Annotated in this window: 18 protein-coding genes; 9 read left to right on the top strand and 9 right to left on the bottom strand. The window is 66.2% G+C overall.

The window, feature by feature from the left end:
* Nucleotides 1-254 precede the first annotated feature (254 nt).
* From ACSQ25_RS15850 to ACSQ25_RS15840, 3 genes are all read left to right on the top strand, one after another.
* On the top strand, nt 255-2,363 hold the full coding sequence (locus tag ACSQ25_RS15850; RefSeq protein ID WP_436106634.1) for a bifunctional rhamnulose-1-phosphate aldolase/short-chain dehydrogenase: 2,109 nt from the start codon (nt 255-257) through the stop codon (nt 2,361-2,363).
* A gap of 60 nt (nt 2,364-2,423) precedes the next feature.
* On the top strand, nt 2,424-3,719 hold the full coding sequence (rhaI, locus tag ACSQ25_RS15845) for an L-rhamnose catabolism isomerase (RefSeq protein ID WP_436106633.1): 1,296 nt from the start codon (nt 2,424-2,426) through the stop codon (nt 3,717-3,719).
* A 62-nt stretch (nt 3,720-3,781) separates the two neighbouring features.
* Entirely contained in the window at nt 3,782-4,096 is a 315-nt protein-coding gene (locus ACSQ25_RS15840; RefSeq protein WP_436108088.1) for an L-rhamnose mutarotase, read from the top strand.
* Nucleotides 4,097-4,111: 15 nt separating this feature from the next.
* Here the strand turns inward: ACSQ25_RS15840 and ACSQ25_RS15835 are convergent, their stop codons facing one another.
* Complete coding sequence (locus ACSQ25_RS15835) at nt 4,112-5,029, bottom strand: alpha/beta hydrolase (RefSeq protein WP_436106632.1); 918 nt, start codon at nt 5,027-5,029, stop codon at nt 4,112-4,114.
* Nucleotides 5,030-5,067: 38 nt separating this feature from the next.
* On the opposite strand from ACSQ25_RS15835, the gene ACSQ25_RS15830 reads away from it, so the two are divergent.
* Nucleotides 5,068-5,706 (top strand): 3-keto-disaccharide hydrolase, encoded by a 639-nt coding sequence (locus ACSQ25_RS15830; RefSeq protein ID WP_436106631.1) that lies wholly within the window; start codon nt 5,068-5,070, stop codon nt 5,704-5,706.
* A gap of 1 nt (nt 5,707) precedes the next feature.
* On the opposite strand, the gene ACSQ25_RS15825 is transcribed toward ACSQ25_RS15830, so the two are convergent.
* Nucleotides 5,708-7,054: a hypothetical protein gene (locus ACSQ25_RS15825; RefSeq protein WP_436106630.1), complete on the bottom strand. Its 1,347-nt coding sequence runs from the start codon at nt 7,052-7,054 to the stop codon at nt 5,708-5,710.
* A gap of 154 nt (nt 7,055-7,208) precedes the next feature.
* Here ACSQ25_RS15825 and ACSQ25_RS15820 point away from each other — a divergent pair, with 154 nt between their 5' ends.
* Genes ACSQ25_RS15820 through ACSQ25_RS15810 form a run of 3 tightly spaced genes read left to right on the top strand, consistent with a single transcriptional unit; the run spans nt 7,209 to nt 11,002 of the window.
* Nucleotides 7,209-8,885 carry a rhamnogalacturonan acetylesterase gene (locus ACSQ25_RS15820; protein ID WP_436106629.1) on the top strand — a complete coding sequence of 559 codons (1,677 nt, stop codon included), beginning with the start codon at nt 7,209-7,211 and terminating at the stop codon, nt 8,883-8,885.
* The gene (locus tag ACSQ25_RS15815) at nt 8,885-9,571 is read left to right on the top strand and encodes a DUF6250 domain-containing protein (RefSeq protein WP_436106628.1); all 687 of its coding nucleotides are present in this window, start codon (nt 8,885-8,887) and stop codon (nt 9,569-9,571) included. The genes ACSQ25_RS15820 and ACSQ25_RS15815 overlap by 1 nt, the downstream gene beginning before the upstream one ends.
* A gap of 12 nt (nt 9,572-9,583) precedes the next feature.
* Nucleotides 9,584-11,002: a glycoside hydrolase family 88/105 protein gene (locus ACSQ25_RS15810; RefSeq protein ID WP_436106627.1), complete on the top strand. Its 1,419-nt coding sequence runs from the start codon at nt 9,584-9,586 to the stop codon at nt 11,000-11,002.
* 119 nt (nt 11,003-11,121) lie between these two features.
* Here ACSQ25_RS15810 and ACSQ25_RS15805 read toward each other — a convergent pair whose 3' ends face one another.
* Genes ACSQ25_RS15805 through ACSQ25_RS15785 form a run of 5 tightly spaced genes read right to left on the bottom strand, consistent with a single transcriptional unit; the run spans nt 11,122 to nt 19,210 of the window.
* Nucleotides 11,122-12,075, bottom strand: coding sequence for a glycoside hydrolase family 43 protein (locus ACSQ25_RS15805; RefSeq protein ID WP_436106626.1), 954 nt, complete (start codon nt 12,073-12,075; stop codon nt 11,122-11,124).
* Entirely contained in the window at nt 12,072-13,373 is a 1,302-nt protein-coding gene (locus ACSQ25_RS15800; protein WP_436106625.1) for a rhamnogalacturonan acetylesterase, read from the bottom strand. The genes ACSQ25_RS15805 and ACSQ25_RS15800 overlap by 4 nt, the downstream gene beginning before the upstream one ends.
* A 19-nt stretch (nt 13,374-13,392) precedes the next feature.
* Nucleotides 13,393-16,077, bottom strand: coding sequence for a Tat pathway signal sequence domain protein (locus tag ACSQ25_RS15795; RefSeq protein ID WP_436106624.1), 2,685 nt, complete (start codon nt 16,075-16,077; stop codon nt 13,393-13,395).
* 3 nt (nt 16,078-16,080) lie between these two features.
* Complete coding sequence (locus tag ACSQ25_RS15790; RefSeq protein WP_436106623.1) at nt 16,081-17,301, bottom strand: DUF4861 family protein; 1,221 nt, start codon at nt 17,299-17,301, stop codon at nt 16,081-16,083.
* Between the two features lie 13 nt (nt 17,302-17,314).
* Nucleotides 17,315-19,210, bottom strand: coding sequence for a rhamnogalacturonan lyase (locus ACSQ25_RS15785; protein WP_436106622.1), 1,896 nt, complete (start codon nt 19,208-19,210; stop codon nt 17,315-17,317).
* 266 nt (nt 19,211-19,476) lie between these two features.
* On the opposite strand from ACSQ25_RS15785, the gene lldD reads away from it, so the two are divergent.
* Entirely contained in the window at nt 19,477-20,610 is a 1,134-nt protein-coding gene (gene lldD, locus ACSQ25_RS15780) for an FMN-dependent L-lactate dehydrogenase LldD (RefSeq protein WP_436106621.1), read from the top strand.
* 121 nt (nt 20,611-20,731) lie between these two features.
* Here the strand turns inward: lldD and ACSQ25_RS15775 are convergent, their stop codons facing one another.
* Nucleotides 20,732-21,121 carry a hypothetical protein gene (locus ACSQ25_RS15775; RefSeq protein WP_436106620.1) on the bottom strand — a complete coding sequence of 130 codons (390 nt, stop codon included), beginning with the start codon at nt 21,119-21,121 and terminating at the stop codon, nt 20,732-20,734.
* A gap of 401 nt (nt 21,122-21,522) precedes the next feature.
* On the opposite strand from ACSQ25_RS15775, the gene ACSQ25_RS15770 reads away from it, so the two are divergent.
* Nucleotides 21,523-22,092, top strand: coding sequence for a hypothetical protein (locus tag ACSQ25_RS15770; RefSeq protein ID WP_436106619.1), 570 nt, complete (start codon nt 21,523-21,525; stop codon nt 22,090-22,092).
* A gap of 206 nt (nt 22,093-22,298) precedes the next feature.
* Here ACSQ25_RS15770 and ACSQ25_RS15765 read toward each other — a convergent pair whose 3' ends face one another.
* Nucleotides 22,299-22,676 (bottom strand): hypothetical protein, encoded by a 378-nt coding sequence (locus ACSQ25_RS15765; protein WP_436106618.1) that lies wholly within the window; start codon nt 22,674-22,676, stop codon nt 22,299-22,301.
* Nucleotides 22,677-22,725: the final 49 nt, after the last annotated feature.

Below are 22,725 nucleotides of genomic sequence, written 5' to 3'. Positions count from 1 at the left end.
CTGCCGTAACGTCAATCACCAAATGATCAAACACCTGATTATTTGGTTTCGTTGCAACGCACAAACGCGCAATTCGATCAACCCGGTGATTGATTGAGACTTGGTCAGCAAGTTGATCGTTTCCGCGTTGACACCCCTTGCTCGCCTGATTTCTACTGTGTCCCGGTGCCGCAAAACGTGGCGGCGGCAGGACATTGGAAGAGAGACACATCGACCATTGGACGATGACAAAACAATCAACTTGGAGAATTTTGATGGGCGCTATGAGCGAAACGAAACAGCGTGAACCGATCACCTCGCGCTGGGACGACAGTGTGGCCGCGAACATGAGTGAGCCGGAACTGTTGCTGTACCGTTCGAACCTGCTGGGTTCGGATCTGCGTATTACCAACTTCGGCGGCGGCAATACCTCGGCCAAGGTCACGATGCAGGACCCGCTGTCGGGCCAGCAGGTCGAGGTGCTGTGGGTGAAGGGCTCGGGCGGCGACCTGGGTTCGATCAAGCTGGATGGCTTCTCGACCCTGTACATGGACAAGCTGCAGGCCCTGAAAGGGCGTTACCGCGGCCTCGAGCACGAAGACGAGATGGTCGGCTACCTGCCGCACTGCACCTTCAACCTGAACCCGCGCGCCGCCAGCATCGACACCCCGCTGCACGCCTACATCGCCCACAAGCACGTCGATCACATGCACCCGGATTCCTGCATCGCGATCGCCGCTTGCAAGAACAGCAAGGAACTGACCGCGAAGATCTTCGAAGGTGAGCTGGGCTGGCTGCCGTGGCAGCGTCCGGGCTACGACCTGGGCCTGAAGCTGGAAGCCGTCTCGCAAGCGAACCCGGAACTGAAGGGCATCATCCTGGAAGGCCACGGCCTGTTCACCTGGGGCGATACCGCCAAGTCCTGCTACGAGACCACGCTGGCGATCATCAAGCGCGCCGAAGACTGGCTCGCAGCGAACATCCAGCAGCCGGTGTTCGGCGGCCAGGCCAAGCAATCGCTGCCGGCCGAAGAGCGCGCCGCGCTTGCGGCCCGCCTGATGCCCCTCCTGCGCGGCAAGATCAGCCAGGAAGAATACAAGCTGGGCCACTTCGACGACAGCGACGCGGTGCTGGAATTCGTGAACTCGCAGGACCTGGCGCCGCTGGCGGCCCTCGGCACCTCCTGCCCGGACCACTTCCTGCGCACCAAGATCCGCCCGTTGGTGCTGGACTTCGACCCGGCCGCGCCTGACTTCGATCGCCTGGTCGCCGGCCTGGACCAGGCCCTGGTCGACTACCGCGCCGACTACACCGCCTACTACGAGCGCTGCAAGCGCTCGAACAGCCCGAAGGTCCGCGACGCCAACCCGATCATCTACCTGATCCCGGGCGTGGGCATGCTCTCGTTCGCGAAAGACAAGGCCACCGCGCGTATCGCCGGCGAGTTCTACGTCAACGCGATCAACGTGATGCGCGGCGCGAACGGCGTCGACAGCTACGTCGGCCTGCCGGAACAGGAAGCCTTCGACATCGAATACTGGCTGCTCGAAGAAGCCAAGCTGCAGCGCATGCCCAAGCCGAAGAGCCTGGCCGGCCGCATCGCCCTCGTCACCGGCGGCGCCGGCGGCATCGGCCAGGCGGTCGCCCGCCAACTGCTGCAGGAAGGCGCCTGCGTGATGGTCACCGACATCGACAATGAAGCGCTGGCCAACGCCCAGCAGGAACTGTCGAAGGTGGCCGGCAAGGACAACGTCGCCACCGTGCGCGGCAACATCACCAGCGAGGAAGAAGTCGCCCAGGTGCTGGCCGACACCGCACTGCGCTTCGGCGGCGTCGACCTGCTGGTGTCGAACGCCGGCATCGCTTCGGCGGCGCCGCTGGACGAAACCACGCTCGAGATCTGGAAGCGCAACCAGGACATCCTGGTGACCGGCTACTTCCTGGTCAGCCGCAGCGCCTTCCAGATGATGAAGCAGCAGAAGCTGGGCGGCAGCATGGTCTTCGTCGGCAGCAAGAACGGCCTGGTGGCATCGGCCGGCGCCTCGGCCTACTGCACCGCCAAGGCGGCGGAACTGCACCTGGCCCGCTGCATCGCGCTGGAAGGCGCCGAGCACGGCATCCGCGTCAACGTCGTCAATCCGGACGCGGTCATCAAGGGCTCGCGCATCTGGGACGGCAAGTGGAAGGAAGAACGCGCCGCATCGAACAAGATCGGCACCGACGACATCGAAGAGTTCTACCGCAAGCGCTCCATGCTGAAACTGAGCGTACTGCCGGAAGACATCGCCGAAGCCGTCTACTTCTTCGCCAGCGACAAGTCGGGCAAGAGCACCGGCAACATCCTCAACGTGGACGCCGGCAACGCCGGGGCATTCACCCGCTAAAATAGTGCGCTGCGGAGCGGAGCGTTTCGGCTCCGTTACCGCAGCCTGAAGGAGACAAGTATGAAAAGTCTGATCGACGCCGGCCTGGTCCAGGACCAGAACACCAAACTGGAAGCCGGCCTGAAGGCCGACTATGACGCGCTGGGCGGGGTGCTGGCGCGCCGCGGCCTGGACATCGAAAAACTCACCGCACTGGCCCAGACCTTTGAAGTGGCCGTTCCGAGCTGGGGCGCCGGTACCGGCGGCACGCGTTTCGCGCGCTTCCCGGGTCGCGGCGAGCCGCGCAACGTGGTCGAGAAGCTGGAAGACTGCGGCGTGATCAACCAGCTGACCCGCGCCACCCCGGCCGTGTCGCTGCACTTCCCGTGGGACAAACCGAGCGATGCCGCCGAACTGCGCGAAGTCGCCACGAACTTCGGCCTCGGCTTCGACGCCGTCAACTCGAACACTTTCCAGGACCAGGTCGGCCAGGAACACACGTATAAATACGGCAGCCTTACCTCGATGAACGCGGCGGCACGTGCCCAGGCCGTGGCCCACAACATCGAATGCATCGAGCTGGGCAAGGCGCTCGGTTCGCAGGCCCTGACCGTCTGGGTCGGCGACGGCGCCAATTTCCCGGGCCAGAGCAACCTGCGCGGCGCCCTGGAGCGCTACCTGGAAAGCATGCGCCAGATCTACGCGGCCCTGCCGGACGACTGGAACATCTTCATCGAGCACAAGCTGTTCGAGCCGGCCTTCTACGCCACCACCATCGCCGACTGGGGCACCAGCTTCGCCTGCGCCACCACCCTCGGCCCGAAGGCCAAGTGCCTGGTCGACCTCGGCCACCACGCACCGAACACCAACATCGAGATGATCGTGGCGCGCCTGGCGCAGTTCGGCAAGCTCGGCGGCTTCCACTTCAATGACAGCAAGTACGGCGACGACGACCTGGATTCCGGCTCGATCAACCCCTTCCAGCTGTTCCTGGTCTTCAACGAACTGGCCGACGCGGCCCTGCGCGAAGGTCCGGGCTTCAAGCCGGCCTACATGCTGGACCAGTCGCACAACGTGACCGATCCGATCGAAAGCCTGATGAGCAGCGCGGTGGAAGTCCAGCGTTCCTTCATCCAGTCGGCCCTGGTCGACCGCAACGAACTGGCTTCGCTGCAGGAGCAGAACGACGTGCTGCAGGCGGCCCAGTGCCTGAAGCGCGCCTTCCGTACCGACGTCGGCCCGATCCTGGCGATGGCCCGTGTACGCGCCGGTGGCGCCGCCGATCCGGTGGCAGCCTACCGCGCCAGCGGCTACCGCGACCGTGTCGCCAGCGCGCGTCCGGCCAAGGCCGGCGCGAGCAGCAGCGGCATCGTCTGATCTTGATGTTGGCGCCCCTCAGGGGGCGCTTTTTTCGTTAACGACCAGGACAAGACATGAGCATCACCACCCGTGCATTCCGCATGAAACTCAAGCCCGGCAATGAAGAAGAATACCGCCGCCGGCACGACGAGATCTGGCCGGAGCTGGCCGCGCTGCTGGGCGGCGCCGGCATTTGCGATTATTCGATCTTCCTGGACGAGGCGACGCTGGACCTGTTCGCCGTGATGAAGCTGCACCCGGGGCACCAGCTGGGGCCGCTGCCCGAGCATCCGGTGATGCGGCGCTGGTGGGATTACATGGCGGACCTGATGGAAGTGGAGCCTGGGAACCGGCCGAAGGAGTGGCCGCTGACCCAGGTGTTCCACATGGCGTAATCCGCCATCCTCGCCTTATCTGGCGCGGTCGAGCAGGCCGCGCATCTTCAGCCACTCTTCGGCGCGGCGCGGCCACACCGACGCCGTTCCCAGTCCATCCCGCATCCCCATCCCGTGCGATCCCTGCTCGAACAAATACATCTCCGCCGGCACCTTGGCCCGCGTCAGCGCCTGGTAGAGCAGGATGCTGTTCTCGACCGGCACCGCCTGGTCGGCCTGGGTATGGATCAGCAAGGTGGGCGGCGTCTGCGCCGTCACCTGGCGTTCGGGCGACATCAGTTCCACGTCGGCCGCCTTGGGCGATGCGCCCAGCAGGGCCTTGCGCGAACCGGCATGCAGCGCCGGTCCTTCCATCGCGATCACCGGATACATCAGCATCAGGAAATCGGGACGGGCGCTGACCGCATCCAGCTGGGCGCCGGTGCGTCCGAGCGGATGGTCGAACAGGGTGCCCGCGGTGGCGGCAAGGTGTCCGCCGGCCGAGCTGCCCATCACGCCGATGCGGTCCGGATTCACCTTGAACCGGGCAGCCTGCGAGCGCACCAGCCGCACCGCGCGCAGCACGTCGCGCAAGGGGGCGGGGTGGCCGAATTCGAGCTGGCGGTAGCTCAGCACGAAGCTGGTGATGCCCAGGGTGCTGAGCCAGTGCGCGTACTGCTCGCCCTCGCGCCGGGTCGACTGGCGCACGTAGCCGCCGCCCGGGCAGATGATGACGGCCGTGCCGTTGGGCCGGTCCACCGCGGCCGGGTACACGGTCAGCGTGGGCTCGGTGATGTTGGTCGTGCGGCCTTCGTCGTCGACGCGGTTCGGTCCGAGTTCGGGTTTGGCGCCAGGTACGCCCTCCGGCCACAAGGGCAGCACCAGCGGGCCGGCAGCGGCGGCCGGCAAACTTCCAAACGTCGTCAGCACCAGACCGGCAGCAAGCTGCGTCATCGTGCGTCTCCTGTATTCATTCATGGGAATATCCTTTTATGGTAAAGCTTTCACATCTCGGCAGTATTCTCGCATCCGCAGCCTTGCTCGGCGGCTGCGCCACCCAGGGCGTGCAGCCCTTCGACAGCATGGATGGCCTGGAGCTCGTCGCCACGCCGGCGGCCGATACCTCCACGGCGTGGTTGCGCGGCCCCGATGGCGTGATCCGGGTGTCCGGCAAACCCGCCGGCTACATCGCCACCCGCGCCGCCTACACCAACTACCGCATGCACGTCGAATGGCGCTGGCCGGGCAAGCCGGGCAATGCCGGCGTGCTGCTGCACGTGGCGTCCGGGCCGAAGGATGGCGCCTGGCCGCTCAGCCTGCAGGTGCAGACCAAGCATGGTTTCGCCGGTGACGTGCTGCCGATGGCAGGCGCGTCCTTCGCCGAGCCGCTCACCACGGCGCCCGGCGCCTATCCGGCCATCAAAGGCCATACCGGGCCCGGCAGCGAGAAGCCGGCCGGCGAATGGAACAGCGCCGACATCCTGGCGCGCGACGGCGTGATCGAGGTGACGGTCAACGGCGTGCCGCAGAACCGCGTCAGCGCGGCCGCACCTGGCGCGGGGCGGATCGGCTTCCAGCTCGAAGGGACGCCCTACGAGCTGCGCAACATCCGGATCACGCCCCTGCCGTAGATCAGCGGCGCTTGAGCCAGGACTGCGGCACCGGCACCACCACGATGTTCATCGAGCGGCCATCCTCGGACAGCATGGCCGACTGGATCTGGATCTTGGTACCATCCGCATTGAAGGTCGGATGCGGGTGGTCGGCGGCGGTGGTCTTGTGGCCGGTGGTGAGCATCATCATCTCGCGCTTGCGGCGGTCGATCAGGTAGACGCTGCGGCTGAAATCGTCGCCCACGGCGAAGCGGCCGTCGCTGGAACCGTGCACGTGCCACAGGCCGCTGCCGGACTCGGTCTGCCCGACGATCTGCATCTGGCGGGTGCGCAGGTTGACGATCGCCAGGCCGGTCGGCTTCTCGCGGGTGCCGGTCTGGCCCCAGCCGTCGTCCTGGCCCGGGTTGGCGCCGCCGACGTCCGTTGCCGGACCGGCCACCGCCGATGCTGCACCCGGAATCGCACGGTGGCCCATGATCGCCATCGCCACTTCATCCTTCGAGATCACCGCCTCGTGGGTCACCCATTCGTAGGAAGCCTCGGGGTAGAGCGGGCGCAGGCCGCTGCCGTCGGCTTTCACGGTCCAGGTGCGCTGCGGCGACTTGCCGCCGGTCTCCCAGCAGAACACGATCTCGCCCGGGTTCCACAGGTTGGCCTGGATGTGGCCGACCTGGAAGGGCACCGACACCACGTGTTTCACTTCGCCGGTGCGCACGTTCAGGCGCGCGATGCCTTGCGGTCCGGCGCCCATCTTGCGTGGGCCGAAGGCCGGCTCGATCTTGGTGCCGGGCGCCAGGTGCTTGGCGGCCTGGCCGGGGCCGACCTTGAAATAAACCCATTCCTCGTCGGCGTCCAGCGCCAGGTCGCCGCCGGCTTCCAGCTCGGGAGGCAGGTTGGCGGTCACGCGCTGGTAGCTGTCGGCTTTCTGCATGCGGCCCGCGGCGCTGTCGGCGAATACGCGTCCCAGGTCGGTCTCGACGATCTGCAGGATCTTGTCATTGTCCGGCGCCTTGCGCATGTAGTACAGCTTCATGGACTTCTGGGCCAGGTTCAGCATGCCGGTGTAGCCGCCCTCGGTCACCTGCACCAGGTCGCCGGTCGCCTCGTTCACGGCGACGGCTTCGTTGTCGGCCAGGCGAGAGCGGAACACCAGCCACTTGCCGTCCGAGGTCCATTGCGGGTGGGTCGGGTAGATTTTTGAATCGCCGTGCGGTTTGCTGGTCAGGAAGGTGAGCATGGTGCCGGTGACCGGATCCTTGACGACTTTGCGCTCGGAGGGGAAGCGTTTGCCGATCTGGGCGGATGCGTCGGGGCTGAGCAGGAGTGCCGCCGACAGGCAGAAGGCGGTGGTGAAGAGGGTACGCATGGTGCTGTCTCCGTATTGTGATGTTGTCCGATCATTTTCCCAGCATGAGTTGCTCAGATCTAATCATTATGGTGATTCTTTCTGCGTCTTTACTGCCGGGTTCAGCGGCGGCGCATAGAATCAGGGAAAAGCTAAAACCCATGGAGACCCGTCGATGTCCATCCTGAGCACCCTCATCCGTGCCGGCGCAATGCTATTGCTGGCCTGCGGAATGGCACAAGCACAGAGCCCCGTCCCGAGCCCAGTCGCCGCCGTCAATACCGACCCGGCGCGCGCCCAGGTGAAGCTGCCGGAACCGGCCAATCCCGCCCTCCCTTCGATCATCCTGATCGGCGACTCGACGGTGCGCAACGGTCATGACGACGGCCAGGGCAAGGGCGCGGAAGGGCAGTGGGGATGGGGCAATCCGATCGCCGCCTATTTTGACGCGAACAAGGTCAACCTCGTGAACCGCGCGGTCGGCGGCCTGTCCAGCCGTACCTACATCACCAGCGGCCACTGGGAGCGCACGCTGGCCTTCGTCAAGCCCGGCGACATCGTGCTGATGCAGTTCGGGCACAACGACGCTTCCCCGGTCAACGACGACAAGCGGGCGCGCGGCAGCATCCGCGGCATCGGCGACGACGCCACCGAGATCGACAACATCCTGACCGGGAAGCGCGAGACCGTATACAGCTACGGCGGCTACCTGCGCAAGTACATCGCCGATATCCGCGCGAAAGGCGCGACGCCGGTCGTCGTCTCCCTCATTCCGCGCAAGGCCTGGAACGAGGAAGGCCCGGATGTGGGCAAGGTACGCCGCAACAAGGGCGACTACGCCGGCTGGGCCGCCGACGTCGCGCGCCTGGAAAAAACCGGCTTCATCGACCTGAACGAGCTGGCGGCGCGCCGCTATGACGAGATGGGCCGCGAGGGCGTGATGAAGATGTTCCCGGTGACGGTCCCCGACGAGCGCATCCACACCAACTGGGCCGGCGCCGCGCTGAACGCGCAGATCGTGGTGGCGGGCCTGAAGACCCTGGGCGACCCGCGCATGGCCTCCTTCCTGAAACCGGTCGACGATGTGCGTCCGGTGGTCGATGCACGCAGCGTGCGCGAGGAAGCCCCGCTCGATCCGAAGCTGCCGACCCTGTTCCTGGTCGGCGACTCGACCGTCAAGAGCAGCGGCCAGAACGGCGCCATCGGCTGGGGCGAGCGCCTCACGCCTTACTTCGACACCCGCAAGATCAATGTGGTCAACGCCGCCATCGGCGGGCGCAGCAGCCGCACCTTCTTCACCGAAGGCCGCTGGGAACGCGTGCTCGGGCAGCTCAAGCGCGGCGACACCGTCGTGATCCAGTTCGGCCACAACGACGGCGGGCGCATCGGCGACCCGGCCAACAAGAACCGCGCCTCGGCGCCGGGCATCGGACCGGACACGGTCGAGGACACCCGTCCGGACGGCAGCAAGGAACAGGTGCACAGCTTCGGCTGGTACATGGCGCGCTACGTGGCGGATGCCAAGGCGAAGGGCGCGACGGTCATCATCGCCTCGCCGATCCCGCACCGCGACAAATGGCAGCAAGAGCGCGACTTCGCCAACTTCGCCGACTGGGGCCGCCAGGTCGCCCAGGCAGGCGGCGCCCACTTCATGGACCTGACCATGCTGGTGACCGAGGCCTACCGCACGATCGGCGCGCAGCAGGTCGATACCTTCTTCTCCGATGCACGCACCCACACCAATGGCGCCGGCGCCGAGTTCAATGCCCAGCGCGCGGTCGCCGGCCTGAAGACGCTGCCCGGCAATCCGCTGCGTCCTTACTTCTCCGACAAGGCGGCGGGCGTCCAGTGATGAAACAGCTACTGCTCGCGGCGCTGCTGCTGGCCGGCGCCGATGCGGCGCAGGCTGCCTGCGACAACTGGGGCGAGCGCGGGGCGCTGCTGCACCGGGACGACTTCGACGGCCCCTTGACCGGCTATGTCAGCGAATACGCGCGCAAGCCGCGCAACTTCATCGGCAACCGCGACGGCCGCCTGGTGATCGATGTCGATTCGGGCGCGACCGTCTGGCTCGACAAGCCCCTGTCCGGCGACATCCTGATCGCCTACAACCGCCGCGTGGTGTTGGACGGCGGGCCCAACGACCGCCTGTCGGACCTGAACCATTTCTGGATGGCGCAGGACCCGGCGCGCAGCAGCCTGTTCACCCGCTCCGGCAAGTTCGAGGATTACGACGACCTCGACATGTACTATGCCGGCGTCGGCGGCAACGGCAACACGACCACCCGCCTGCGCCGCTACGGCGGGGGCCAGCGCGTGCTGGTCGGGGAGCGGCTGGAGCCGGACTGGATGCTGCAGCCGAACCGCGACTACCGGGTCGAGATCGCGGTGGTCGGCGGCTGCACCCGGATGCGCATCGACGGCCGCGAGGTCTTTTCCTACCGCGACCCCCAGCCCTTCACCCGGGGCTACACAGGATTCCGCAGCACATGGTCGCGTCAGACCATCGACAATCTTACGATTCACCAGTTGAAATAAAAGGAGACACCCATGAATTCCCCCATGCCGCGCCGCGCGCTGATCGGCCTGCTCGTCGCCAGCCTGTTCCCGGCCATGAGCGCCTTTGCGCAGGAAGCGCCCGCCGCCCAGGAAAAAGGTCCGGCCGCGGCCGACGCCATGCTGCACGCCCTGGACGTGAAGTACCCGACCCGCTACCAGCCGATGGAAGCCAACGAGGTCAAGGCGGTGCTGGACCGCGTGTTCGCCTACCTGGACCGCACCACCCCGGCTGAGCTGATCCACAAGAGCAACGGCACCCCGGTCACCGACCTGTCCAAGGCCGATCCGGACGCGGTGCTCAAGCCGGGCGACTTCCGCCTGACCAGCTACGAGTGGGGCGTCACCTACCAGGGCATGGTGGCGGCCGGGCAGGCCACCGGCGACCAGCGTTACCTCGACTACACCCAGAAGCGCCACGCGCTGCTGTCGCAGCTCACCAAGACCTACCTGCCGGTCGTGAAGGCGGACACCGCCAACGCGCTCGCGCCGATCAAGAGCTTCCTGAATCCGCATGCGCTGGACGACGCTGGCGCCCTGTGCCACAGCTTTCTCAAGGCCCAGGTGGCCGGCTCGAAGGTCGACTACAGCCAGATGGTCGGCATCTGCGGCGATTTCGTGACCAAGCACGAGTACCGCCTGAAGGACGGCACGCTGGCACGCGGCGGCCCGGACGGCAAGGGCGGCCGCAAGATGCGTCCGCTGCCGGATACCCTGTGGCTGGACGACATGTTCATGGGCGTGCCGACCATGGCCTACCTGGGCAAGGTCACGGGCGAGCGCAAGCACTACGATGACGCGGTGCGCCAGGTGCTGCAGTTCTCGAAGCGCATGTTCAACAAGGACCTGGGCATCTACATGCATGGCTACGTCGAAGGCATGCGCGACCATCCGGAATTCCACTGGGCGCGCGCCAACGGCTGGGCGGTGATGGCCATGGTCGAGGTGCTGGAAGTGCTGCCGAAGGACCACAAGGGCTACAAGCCCGTGCTGGAACAGCTGCGCGCCCACATCAAGGGACTGGGGAAATACCAGACCAGGGACGGCTTCTGGCACCAGCTGATCGACCGTAACGACACCTACCAGGAAACCTCGGCCACCGCGATCTATACCTACGCGATCGCGCGCGCCGTCAACCGCGGCTACGTCGATGCGCAGATGTACGGCCCGATGGCCAACTTCGCCTGGAATGCGGTGGCCAGCAAGGTCACGGCCAACGGCCAGATCGAAGGGATCTGCGTGGGTACCGGCATGGCCTTCGATCCGGCCTTCTACGCCTACCGTCCGACCAGCGTGAAGGCGGCCCACGGCTACGGCCCGACGCTGCTGGCCGGGGCGGAGATCATCGAGATGAACAAGAAGTACAAGTTCGGCCTGAACGATAGTGGCCTGATGTTCCAGGGTACGCGCTGATCGGGGTTCGTAGGGTGGGCGGCTTTGCCGCCCACGCGTTCAACCAGCTTGTGAAAAGTCGTCGCGGCTGTTCAAGCCGGATTTGAACGCGTGGGCGGGGAACCCGCCCACCCTACGGGTCAGCGCAGTTTGCTAATCAGGCTTGCCGGCGCCGCAAACGCCGTTCCATGCCGCACCCGCTGCCTGGTGCCTGTGCCCGGGAAGCGCAGCTTCGCCGTCACATCTTCCCAATTCACCATATCGCGCGTGCGCATCGCCCCATAGTGGCCGGCGGTATAGGCGTCGTAGTACACGATCACCTCGTCGCCCACCTGCAGCACGCTCGGCCCCTCGCTCCACAGGCCGGACGGCGTGACCGGCGCACCAAGCGTGCCGAACGGCCCCTCGAAACCGGAGGCCTGCGCCACCCGCAGGTGCTTCTTCGGCGGATAGCGGGTCTCGTCCTTCACCAGCAGCCAGTCGCGCCCGAAGGCCCGCGCCAGGGTGGCGTCGATCACCGAGAAGCCCGGATCGTAATACAGACGGGTCGGCGTGAAGCTGACGAAGTCCTTCGTCGTGGTGGCGTAGATGCGGTGATTGTACTTTTCCTCGCTCTTGCCCTCGGTCTCGGGGAAGCGTCCGGGAACTGTGGACGACCACAGGATCAGGTAGTGACCGCGCTGGGTGTCATGAAAAATCTCCGGCGCCCAGGCGTTCAGTGCGGTCGGCTCGTGCGCCATCACCGGCAGTTGGCGCTGGGGCGACCAGTTCATCAGGTCGGGCGAGGAGGCGTAGCCGATGCCCTTGTCGTTCCAGCCGCTGGTCCAGACCATGTGGTACAGGCCGTCCGGCCCGCGCACCAGGCTCGGATCGCGCATCAGTTTCGTGCCCACGGTGGGCGTGAGGAAGCTGGCGCCGCCGCGCAGCGCTTCCCACTGGTAACCGTCATTGCTGGCGGCCAGGTGCAGGCCGTCCGCGCCGTTGCCGATGAAGTAGGCGAACAGGTAAGCCTGTTTTTCGTCGGTGCGCGGCAGGCCCGTGCAGCCGGCGAGCAGCGCGCCCGCCAGCGTCGCCAGTACGGCACGGCGCTTCATCGCGCGCTTCCAGCGCGGTTGCTGTCGTCGCCGAGCGGGCGTTCCTGGGTGCGGCCCGGGCTCGGCGGCACGGCAAACGCGGCAACCGGGTCGGGCCTGGCCGGGTCGAAGGCGAAATCATCGACCACGTGGCGTGCGACCGGCAGTTTGGCATCCCGCATCCCGAGCACGATGGCCTTGGCCATCACATAGCTGCCGTAGGGGTTGTGGTGGGTGTTGTCGAGACGGTCCGGGGCGGGCAGGGCGAAGGCCGCCTTCGAGCCTTCGACGCCGAGGGCAGTATGCACGGTCTGGCTCATCGCATGCAGGTCGATGAAGGGAACGCCCAGCTCCTTGGCCGACTGGCGCGCCGCTTCGGCATAGTCGCTCAGGGTGAGCACGATCTTGCCGGCGTCGTCGAAGCGGCGCCGCTCCATCGACGAGACGATGACCGGCAGGCCGCCGCGCGCACGCACCTTCTCGACGTGGGTCTTGATCTCGGCCTTGTAGGTGGTGAAGGGGCCGCCCTTGCCGTCCTTGATTTGTTTCTGGTCGTTGTGCCCGAACTGCATCAGCAGCGTATCGCCCGGCTTCATCTGGCTCAGGATCTTGTCGATCCGGCGGCGCTGCAGCGAGTCGCGGTAGGTCTCGCCGGACTGCGCATGGTTGGCGACGGCGACCTCCGGTTTGAAGAAGCGCGGCAGCATCTGGCCCCAGCTGTTGTAGGGCTCTCCCGGCTGGTCGCTGACGGTGGAGTCGCCCAGCAGGAACAGGGTCGGCACCTGTACCGGCACGATCTCGATGCTCCGTACCGCCGGGCGGGCGCCGTTGAATTCCAGGGTCAGGCGCTTGTCCCAGTTCCAGGCTTCCGTGACCGTCTCGCGCGGCGCCTTGAGGGCGACTTCGCCGGCGGGCACGCCGTCGACCGGCGCGATTTGCGGGGTGCGCACGTTGACGATGAAGCTGCGTTCGAGCTTCTGGCCGGGCGCGGTCTTCACGTTCTCGAGCATCAGGCGGCGCAGTTCGGACTTGATGGTGGTGACGCCCGGCTGCGTGTCGTCGCCGAGGGTGACCGTCACCCGGTAGTTGCCTTCAGGGAGATCGACCGAAAAATAGCTGCCGCGGGCGCTGCCCGGCTCGAAGCCGAAACCGCGGGCGGCGTCATAGGTGGCATCCAGGGCCACCGCCGTGTAGCCGGCGGGCGCAGCGCCGCCGAAGGCGAAACGAAGGGCCGGGCCGGCGGGCGGCTGGGAGGCGCAGCCCGCCAGCAGGCTGGCGGCGGCGAGGGCGCACAGGGTGCGCTTGAAGGTTGGTGTCATGTGGTCTTGTCGCGTTGGTTCAGGATGCCGGCAGGGCGTCGCCGATCAGGGCCAGGTTCTGGATCGCGGCCAGGCCCCACTGGGCGGTATCGTTGGTGGTCACCCATGGCACTTCGTTTACCGGGTTGAGCACGGCCGCGCCGGCGACGCGCTTCGGTGCGAAGGCAGGATAGGGCCGCTTGCCGCCGGTGAATTCCTGCCAGGCCCGGCGCGCCAGCGCGGGATCCTTGCGCTTCCAGGCCGCATAGGCCGTCATGCGCGAGTTGCCCAGGTAGAGCGCGTCGGTCCCGCCATGGGTCTTGCCCAGGCGGCGGCGCTGTTCCTCGGCTGGCGCGTTGTACAGTTCGCAGTAGTCGATCCAGGCCTTCTCGAAGGCCTTGTCGCCGGTCAGGTTGATCAGCTCGTCGAAGGTCTCGATGGCGCCGAACACCGCATTCAGGTGCGAGGCGGCGACATCGTTGCCGATCATGTTGTGCAGGCGCCCGGTCTCGGGATCGTAGCCCATGCGTTCGGCGTTGAAGAAGCCGTGCGGCATGGCGGCGATGTCGCGCATGCCGGTCAGGATCTTGTCGCGGAACCTGGTGCTGCCGCTGCGCTCCCATTCGGTCAGCCAGTTGGCCGCCAGCGAGGCCCAGTCGGTGCCGAAGCTGGCCCGGACCGGGTAGGGACCCTTGGGCGGTGCATTGGGCAGCTTGCGCACCGGATCGACCGCGTCCAGGCGAGTGTCGGCATCGAGCACCTCGCGCATCACGTCGCCGATGCGCTCGTCCGCCGTCAGGAAGTAATACATGCGGCGGTAGACCGCGGTGCTGATGCGCACCTGCTTGGCGCTGCAGCCCCAGTGCTGGACGTTGTGGCGCGTGCCCAGGCCCGCGAAGCGGCCCAGGTGGTAGGTGTCGACGTCGCTGGTGTGGCGCACCATGGCTTCGCCCATGCGGAAGATGTCCGCGCGGCCGCTGCGCAGGAAGGAATACCACAGCCACAGGTCGGGCGAGAGTTCCGAGTTGGCCCAGGCATAGCCGCCGACGTCGTAGCGCCATTCGTGGCGGTCGGCGTCATAGGTGTGGCGCACGTCGCCATGGTCCCAGAAGCCGTACCAGCGGCGCTGCTCGACCTCGTCGCGGTAGAAGGCGAAGTGGGCGTCGAGGCGGTCTTCCAGCTGCGCCTTCGCCGGCGTCGAGCGGTCGGGCAGGGACCACATGTTGCCGAACACGCGGGTGGCGAGGATGTGGGCGGGCGCGGCCACCACCTGCGGCGGCGTCTGCACGGCGGCCGCCATCTGCACCAGGCGCTCGCGCGCCGGCGTGGCGTCCAGCGCCCACAGGGTGAGTTCGCTGCTGCGCGCGACGCCGACCGGGGTGCCGAAGCCTTTTTCGTAGTCTTCGTAGGTGATGTCGAGGGCCTGCAGCTCTTCGGCGTGGGTGTCCATGCCCATGCCGTCGTGGTAGAAGCGCAGGTCCATGGCCGGTGCGTCGGGCGACCACATCCAGAGCGTGACCTGGGCCGCATCCGTATGGGCGTTGCGGATGTCGAGCTGGGTCGGGTGGCGCTGCCAGAAGTCGCGCAGGCCGAAGGCGACGCCGCCGCCCGCGCCCCCAATGTAGCCCAGGCCCGGCGCGCGCCGGCCCCAGGCCGCGTCGATCCAGCCGTGGCCGGCCTTGGTGCGCTTGCGGATGCGGAAGCTGTCGGCGGACAGCTGCGACAGGCTGTAGTCGCCCCAGGCCGGGACGTACTGCATGTTCTTGCGCACGCGATCGGCGATCTCGGGCGTCGCTGCGCCGGCCAGCTGGGCCTTGCGCACGGCTTCGCCGGGGTCGCGCCGCAGGCCGGTCAGGTTGCGCACGCCTTCGGCCCACAGGCCGCCGGATTCGCCACCGAAGCGCACGTGGCGGTTGTGCGGCTCATCAAGCAGCGGCACGTCGAAGCGCAGGCCGATCCCGCGCACGAAGTCCTTCTGCTCGTCGCCGTCGAAGACGAAGGTGTGCATGATGCGCACCGATTCGGCGCCGGCGTAGAAATACAGGCGCACGGTGAAGGGCAGCCAGGCGCGCTTGCCGTCCGCCGCGCGGTGCTTGCCTTCGAGCTTGACCACGCTGCGCACCGGGCCGCGCTGCTCGAGCGTGACGCGGGTCAGGTGGCTTTCATACGCCGTCTGGCGGGTGCTGCCGTCCGGCTGGTCGTCGCTCAGCGCGACCAGCTTGCCGGCCCGTGCGATGTCGCGGCTGCCGCGCCGGATGCTGCGGATGATGTCGCCGCCCTGGCGCGGTACGACGCATTCGATGACGCCGGTGTTGACCACGATGCTGTCCGGACTTTCGCTGATGCCGAGTGCCTGGGCGGGTGCGCGTGCTTTACCGGGACGCAGCTGCAGGCGCGCCGGCGCCACGCCTTGCGCCGGCAGCGCGTGGGCGGTCCACTTGAGCGAGCCGTCCGGCCAGTAAGCGATCGGCCAGCTCTGGCAGGCCAGTTCGCCGCCCGCACCTAGCAGGGCGAAAGCCTGGTCCTTGCGCAGGGCGCCGCGCGGCCAGGGCACGCCGAAGGTGGTGCCGGTCATCAAGGCCGGGGTACCTTCGAGCCAGGAAAGATCGGCCACCGTCGGGGAAGCCGGGGCGGCGGCATCGGCGGAAACGGCGCGCATGCCGAGCGGCAGCGCCGCCGCGAGCGCGCCGGTCTTGAAGAAGGCGCGGCGGGACAGCGGGGCCATCGCTCAGCGTCCTGCGGAGAGGGTCACGCTCACCGGCGCGCGCAGGCGCGCGGCTTCCTCGGCGACGTGGCGCTTCCAGTCGTCTTGCGTGGCGAAGGGGCTGCCGCGGGTCCAGGCCGCGCCCACGTGGTAGCGCAGGGTCTGGCCGGAGACGACCGGCGCGGTCACCAGGCCGTTGCGTTCGTCGGCGGCGAAGCCGGAGGCGGTCGGGACGATCAGCGCAACGCCGAAGTCACCGAAGCTGCGCTGGGTGACCCATTGCACCAGGCTGCCGTCGTTCTTGTTCTCGCTGAAGTCGACCTTGACTTCCTGGCCCTTGTCGCTGGGGCGCTTGTTCAGGCCGACGGCGGCGGTGAGCTTGTCCGCACCGGCGAAGCTAAAGGTGCTGTCGATGCGGTCGAAGTAGCGGCCGGCGTCCACCGTGAAGCGCTTGAGCTCGGAGACCTTGGTGCCAGCGGCATCCCAGCCGTCGTAGCTCAACTCGAAGACGGTGCGCACCGGGCCATTGGCCAGGATCTTCCAGGTCTTGTAGTTGGCGCCGACGAACAGCTGCTTGCCGTCCCAGATGCCGGTGCCGCCCGCGCCGCGGGTGGTGCCGACGTTGTACATGTCGATGCCTTCGCCCTGGTCGACGTGGTAGTGGTCGTGGCCGATGTTGTACCAGCGGTCGACGACCGGGTAGGGAACCCGCTTGAACCAGATGTCCATGCCGCTGGTGACCAGCACTTCCTTGTCGCTGCCGGCGGGCGCCGGCGCGGCGAGGGCCGGGCCGTAGGCGCGGTGGGCCAGCTTGTCGTTCTCCCAGCCGAAGTCGTCGAGGCGTTCCTGCACGAAGCGTGCATAGGTCTTGGCCGGGAAGGGCGGCACCGTGGCGCCGGCCTTTTCGATGGTGAAGCTGGCGCGCTTCTCGCCCGGCTTGAAGTCGTGCTGGAACAGCAGTTCGCCGTAGGCGGCGCCGATGAACTTCGGATCCTTGGCGGTGGGCGCGACATTGGTCACCTGGTAGGGCAGGACGCGCCCGGCGGCATCCTTGATCACCAGTTGCTGGTTCAGGGCCTGCGGCAGGGCTTCGTTGACCTTGGCCCAGGGAATGGCGATGGTCTCGGCGGGCCGCGCGATGTCCAGCGAATGGGAGACGGTGACGGTCAGGCGCTCGGCGGCATTGGCGGCGCCGGCGACCAACAGGGTCGCGGCAGCTGCGGTAAGGGAGAAGCGGAGGATCATGTCTGGTTCGCGTTCAAGGTTGGTTGGTCGACGGCGGCGGCGTCATGCCTTCGCCGAGGAAGAAACTGGGGTGCGGAGGCTGGTTGTAGGCGGCGTTCTGGGCCGCCACCTGGACCCGGTACTGGCTGTCGTGCATCAGCGTCGGCATGCGGTGGCGGGTCGGCGCCGTGGTGCTGAACACCAGCAGGGCGTCGTCGTTGTTGCTGCGCCAGACCACTTCCTCGCGCCAGTCGCCGAACAGGTCGGCCGACAGCACCGGATTGGCCTTGGTGCCGTTGTTCGAGGCCGCGCGCTGCGGCGCGGCGTCGAGCAGGGGTTCGAGGCGCTGGGCCTGCGGATTCCATTTCTCGATCTTCGTGCCGTCCAGCGATTCGCGCAGCAGGTCGCCGTCCCACCAGAGGCCGAAGTTGAAGGCGCGCGGACGGGTGGCGGAGATCTGGACGCCTTGCGCGTTCACCAGGCCGCCGGCGGGGTTGGTGATGCCACCGAGGGCGGCCCAGCACTCGTTGCCGGGGTGGGCCGGGTCGATATCCATGCAGATGCCGCGGCCGACGTCGATGGTGGACGGCATGCCCCACAGGACGGTGCCGGTGGCGGCATCGCGCATGGCGGCGCCGTTGCCGCGGTAGCACTTGGGCGACTCGTGCACCATGAAGACCTGCAGGCCGGGCCGGCTCGGGTCGTGCTTGCCGACGTGCAGGGCGTCGCCGTGACAGAGCCCGGTGCTGTACATCAGCTTGCCGTCGCTCCTGATGGTGGCGGCGCCGTAGACGATGTCGTCGTGGCCGTCGGCATCGGCGTCCGCCACCGCCATCCAGTGCGCGCCCTGGCCGGCGGCGGTTTCATTGCCGGGTGTGTCGCTGTCGAAGATCCAGCGCTGCGTCAGTTTGCCGTCGCGCCAGTCCCAGGCCGCCAGCACGGCGCGCGTGTAGTAGCCGCGGGCGAAGATCGCGCTCGGGCGCTTGCCGTCGAGGTAGGCGACGCCGCCGAGGAAGCGGTCGACCCGGTTGCCGCGGCTGTCGCCCCAGGCCGCGCCGTCGCCGCCGCGCGCCGGCAGGTAGTCGGTGCTGGCCAGGGCGGCGCCGCTGCGGCCGTCGAAGACGGTCAGGAATTCCGGCCCGGCCAGGATGACGCCGCGCTCGTTGCGGTAGTCCGCCTTGGCGTCGCCGATGATCTTGCCCTGGCCGTCGACGCTGCCGTCGGCGGTCTTCATCATCACTTCGGCGCGGCCGTCGCCGTCGAAGTCGTAGGCGAGGTAGGTGGTGTAGTGGGCGCCGGCGCGGATGTTCCGCCCCAGGTCGATGCGCCACATGAAGCTGCCGTCGAGGCGGTAGGCATCGATGTAGGTCGAGCCGGTGTAGCCGCCCTGCGAATTGTCTTTCGCATTGGTCGGCTGCCATTTGACCAGCAGCTCGTAGCGGCCGTCGCCATCGAGGTCGGCGGCCGAACCGTCGTTCGCCACGTAGCTGTAGGCCACGCCGTCCGGGGTCACGCCATCCGCCGGCTTGCGCAGCGGGATGCTCAGGAAGGATTGCGGCCAGGCGGCGGCCGCTTTGCCGCTCTCGCTGCTCTCGGCATTGCCGCGCACTGGCCGCACGCTGTAGGCGGCGTTCGGGCCGGCGCCGGCGTCCATGAAGTTGGTGGCGGCAAGCGGCTTGTCGTTCAGGCGTTTGCCGTCGCGGTAGAGGTTGAAGGCGGTGGCCGGGTCTTCCCCGCCGAGCGCGCGCCAGCTGACGAAATTACCGCCTTGGGCGGGGATCGCGACCACGCCGCGGTCGAGCCGTTCGAGCTGCCGGCCCGCGGCCTGGGTCGTGGCCGGCGGCGTCGTGGTGCAGGCGCTGCAGGCGAGGGCCAGCAGGCCGAGGGCGATGCTGCGCTGCAGCGTGTCGTTGTAGGTATTGGGTGCCATGGTGTCCTGGGTCGCGCGTCGAGAATAGCTCATCCGAGTATTCATTTGCCATAGTGGCAGTGTCAACAAGCCGAATGTTTCGCGGGCCATTTAATCAGGCGCTTGAGCGAATGCGCGGGACTGTGAATACAGCCCGCTTTCGCTCAGGCTTGATCAAAGCGCTGCTCAATACGCTGCTCAATACGCTGATTAATGCGCAGATGAAGATGGACGCCCCAACGCGCCCCGGCATACACTGTGCGAATTCGATTCGCACACCACCGTCCATGATCATTTCGTCCGCCACCGACTTTCGCGAAGCGGCACGCCGCCGGCTGCCGCCCTTCCTGTTCCATTACCTCGATGGCGGCGCCGGCGCCGAGCAGACCCTGCGCAGCAATGTCGACGACCTGCAGGCGGTCAAGCTGCGCCAGCGCGTGCTGCGCGGCTCCGAGCAGCTGGATCTCGGCGTCGATTGGTTCGGCCAGGATTACGGGCTCCCGATCGCGCTGGCACCGGTCGGCCTGACCGGCATGTATGCACGGCGCGGCGAAGTGCAGGCCGTGCGTGCGGCCTGCCACCGCAACATCCCCTTCATCCAGTCCACCGTGTCGGTGTGCCCGCTGGCCGAAGTGGCGGCCCAGGCGGCGAATCCGATCTGGTTCCAGCTCTACGTGCTCAAGGACCGCGGTTTCATGCGCGACGTGATGCAGCGCGCCTGGGAGCTGGGCGCCAGGAACCTGGTGTTCACGGTGGACATGCCGGTGCCGGGCGCGCGCTACCGCGACGCCCACAGCGGCATGAGCGGTCCGAACGGGCCGCTGCGGCGCGTGCTGCAGGCCATGGCGCATCCGCGCTGGGCGCTGGACGTGGGGGTACTCGGACGTCCGCACGACCTCGGGAACATCTCGGCCTACCGCGGCAGCGCCACCGGCCTGGCCGACTACATCGGCTGGCTGGGCGCCAACTTCGACCCGGGCATCGCCTGGCCCGACCTGCAATGGATCCGCGACGAGTGGAAGGGCAAGTTCATCGTCAAGGGCATCCTCGACCCGGAAGATGCGCGCGACGCGCTGGCCTTCGGCGCGGACGGCATCGTGGTCTCGAACCATGGCGGGCGCCAGCTGGATGGGGCGCCGTCCTCGGCCAGCGCGCTGCCGGCGATCGCCGCAGAAGTGAAGGGCAAGATGACCATCTTCGCCGACGGCGGCGTGCGTACCGGGACCGACGTGTTCCGCATGCTGGCCTTGGGCGCGGACGGCGTGCTGATCGGCCGTGCCTTCGTGTACGCGCTGGCCACTCAGGGCCAGGCCGGGGTCGAGCGACTGCTGGCGATCATGGAAAAGGACTTGCGCACCAATATGGTCCTGACCGGGGTGCAATCCGTACGCGATATCGGGCCGCACCTGTTGGCGAAGTGAGGCCGGTCCGGTCAGGGCTGCGCGATCATCGATGCCATACCTTCAGCGGCAGCACCAGCACGTTCCCGCCTGTCTCGCTCTCCCATGACCTCTCCGGAATATTCCGGCTCACGGCCGTTCGCTAATGATCACTTTCGGCCGCCGATGATTGGACTCGCGGCAGGACGCAGGCTAATGCAAATACCGTAATGAGTGCCGCTTCCGCGGCCTCGAACCAGGCGAAATGGCCACTTGCCGTCAGGCCAACAACCGTATCCCATCCATCGAAGTAAATACTACTGAGGTACCAGAGCACACATGTGCCTGCGAGTAGTCGTCGTCGAGCTTGCCGAAGCATGGCTGCAAAAAGGAGCGCAACGATGACGATCGCCGGGACGAAGGCCCAAAGTGAATTATCGCCAAGAAAAAATAGGACCCCGAATAGCCGTAATAGAACAAGGATGATCGTGAGAACGGTAAGTGCCGAACACACGAGCAAACCGATGAGGCGTCCAAAGAAGGCCGTGTTCATAGGTGTCTCCTTGACGGGCAGAATATCCATCAAAACACGGAACTACTTACATACCACGCAATTTCTCGGTGGTATCGACATGCGGGATTCAGGGTGCCGTCTGATAGGCTTCCACAGCATCAACCGATTGCGTTCGCTGCTCATCCGATGTTGTCGTCAAGTACGAAGTTGAGGGAGTCGTCAAGCGACGAGTGAGACAAGAAATGCTCTGCCAGATCGTTGATTCGCTCAGGCATATTCGTCGGGAATCTTCTCTCAGTGCTTGAGAAAGCCGGTAATGTAGCCAGGTCAGCCCGGCATGTTCGTATATGTGCGCATTCGAACCGACCGCGTTCGCTCAGTCTGCCTTAATAGGTATCAGTCGCCAGAATAACTCGCCATCCAGGAAAAAGGAGATTGATATGGGCAACCTCGACTCACAGACATCAACCATGTTGGCCGTTGTTGTGGTTCTCGTTCTCGTTGCGCTGGCCGCATGGTACTTTTTCCAAAAAAAGCAGTCCGAGAGATTGCAGCAACGCTTCGGACCGGAATACGCCCGTACCGTGGACGAACTTGGAAGCCGGGCAAAAGCCGAATCGGAGCTCAAGGCGCGGGAAGACCGTGTTGGAAAGCTGACTATCGTGCCCTTGTCACCATCCGACGCTTCCAGGTTCAGCCAGGCGTGGGCGAATCTGCAGGCCGGTTTCATCGATAATCCACAGGGCGTCGTTGCCCAAGCGGATCAGCTGGTGCGCGAGCTGATGACGACACGGGGATATCCAATGGCCGATTTTGAAAATCGTGTGGCCGACATCTCGGTCGACCACCCGGCGGTTGTCGAGAATTACCGCGCTGCCCAATTCATTGCCGCACGCGATACGCGCGGCGAAGCCACCACTGAAGAACTGCGCAATGCGGTGGTGCATTACCGGGTGCTCTTCAATGAGCTGCTCGAGGTGAGGAACGACGCCCCTCCGATTGCTCGCTGACGGGCGCCGCGTTCCTGGTCGCGGTGGGTACATGCGTAGCCATTGATGATTCACTCGAGATCCGTTCCTGGCCAAAAGCTGCTGGCAGGTATACAGCAGCTTTCGGACCGAAGCGGACCTTCTTCATCCTTCCTTAGCTACCCGGCGCATAGCTCTCAGGACTCGACTTGTAGTGAGCTTCGAAGGCCTGAAACAGCAGTGCATCGTCAGGTATTTTTGCTGCATACCTGCGGTCGAGCGTTTCCGCCATCATCCGCGCCTTGCTCCAGCTCTTCGGGCGAGAAGCATTCAATTGAATGAAGCACGCCTCCGTTCATCGCACCGCTGTGAAAGCCAGGCATGGCTCGTACATAGAATTCCCCTCCTGAACGGTCTAAAACCTCGTCCATGCTATGTCCGCTTCTGGCCGAGAACAGTTTACCAGCGAAGGACCGCAGCCGACCCCACAGGGGGGCCTCGAATTTTTCGTCATTTTGAATGTATCGACCAAGACCAACGATCAAGGATGTGACAAGTTGCGAGATGAGGAAGCGATTTCCTCTGGCATTGGAGTGATCAGCGGCCAAGATGCATTTGTTCAACATGAAATTTCCTATACTCTTGCCATACTATTCGACAACAATTTGTCTGTTC

Origin of the sequence: Massilia sp. LjRoot122, from assembly GCF_964252725.1 — a bacterium.
Taxonomy (GTDB): domain Bacteria; phylum Pseudomonadota; class Gammaproteobacteria; order Burkholderiales; family Burkholderiaceae_D; genus Telluria.
The sequence above is the reverse complement of the archived record's forward strand: the minus strand, read 5'-3'. Positions and strand labels throughout refer to the sequence as shown.

Coding starts and splice junctions, on each gene's coding strand:
- rhaI (WP_436106633.1), top strand. CDS start 2,424: ATGAAAAGTCTGATCGACGCCGGCCTGGTCCAGGACCAGAACACCAAA.
- ACSQ25_RS15765 (WP_436106618.1), bottom strand. CDS start 22,676: ATGTTGAACAAATGCATCTTGGCCGCTGATCACTCCAATGCCAGAGGA.
- ACSQ25_RS15805 (WP_436106626.1), bottom strand. CDS start 12,075: ATGAAGCGCCGTGCCGTACTGGCGACGCTGGCGGGCGCGCTGCTCGCC.
- ACSQ25_RS15770 (WP_436106619.1), top strand. CDS start 21,523: ATGGGCAACCTCGACTCACAGACATCAACCATGTTGGCCGTTGTTGTG.
- ACSQ25_RS15825 (WP_436106630.1), bottom strand. CDS start 7,054: ATGCGTACCCTCTTCACCACCGCCTTCTGCCTGTCGGCGGCACTCCTG.
- lldD (WP_436106621.1), top strand. CDS start 19,477: ATGATCATTTCGTCCGCCACCGACTTTCGCGAAGCGGCACGCCGCCGG.
- ACSQ25_RS15785 (WP_436106622.1), bottom strand. CDS start 19,210: ATGGCACCCAATACCTACAACGACACGCTGCAGCGCAGCATCGCCCTC.
- ACSQ25_RS15820 (WP_436106629.1), top strand. CDS start 7,209: ATGTCCATCCTGAGCACCCTCATCCGTGCCGGCGCAATGCTATTGCTG.
- ACSQ25_RS15790 (WP_436106623.1), bottom strand. CDS start 17,301: ATGATCCTCCGCTTCTCCCTTACCGCAGCTGCCGCGACCCTGTTGGTC.
- ACSQ25_RS15810 (WP_436106627.1), top strand. CDS start 9,584: ATGAATTCCCCCATGCCGCGCCGCGCGCTGATCGGCCTGCTCGTCGCC.
- ACSQ25_RS15850 (WP_436106634.1), top strand. CDS start 255: ATGGGCGCTATGAGCGAAACGAAACAGCGTGAACCGATCACCTCGCGC.
- ACSQ25_RS15835 (WP_436106632.1), bottom strand. CDS start 5,029: ATGACGCAGCTTGCTGCCGGTCTGGTGCTGACGACGTTTGGAAGTTTG.
- ACSQ25_RS15775 (WP_436106620.1), bottom strand. CDS start 21,121: ATGAACACGGCCTTCTTTGGACGCCTCATCGGTTTGCTCGTGTGTTCG.
- ACSQ25_RS15830 (WP_436106631.1), top strand. CDS start 5,068: ATGGTAAAGCTTTCACATCTCGGCAGTATTCTCGCATCCGCAGCCTTG.
- ACSQ25_RS15815 (WP_436106628.1), top strand. CDS start 8,885: ATGAAACAGCTACTGCTCGCGGCGCTGCTGCTGGCCGGCGCCGATGCG.
- ACSQ25_RS15795 (WP_436106624.1), bottom strand. CDS start 16,077: ATGGCCCCGCTGTCCCGCCGCGCCTTCTTCAAGACCGGCGCGCTCGCG.
- ACSQ25_RS15800 (WP_436106625.1), bottom strand. CDS start 13,373: ATGACACCAACCTTCAAGCGCACCCTGTGCGCCCTCGCCGCCGCCAGC.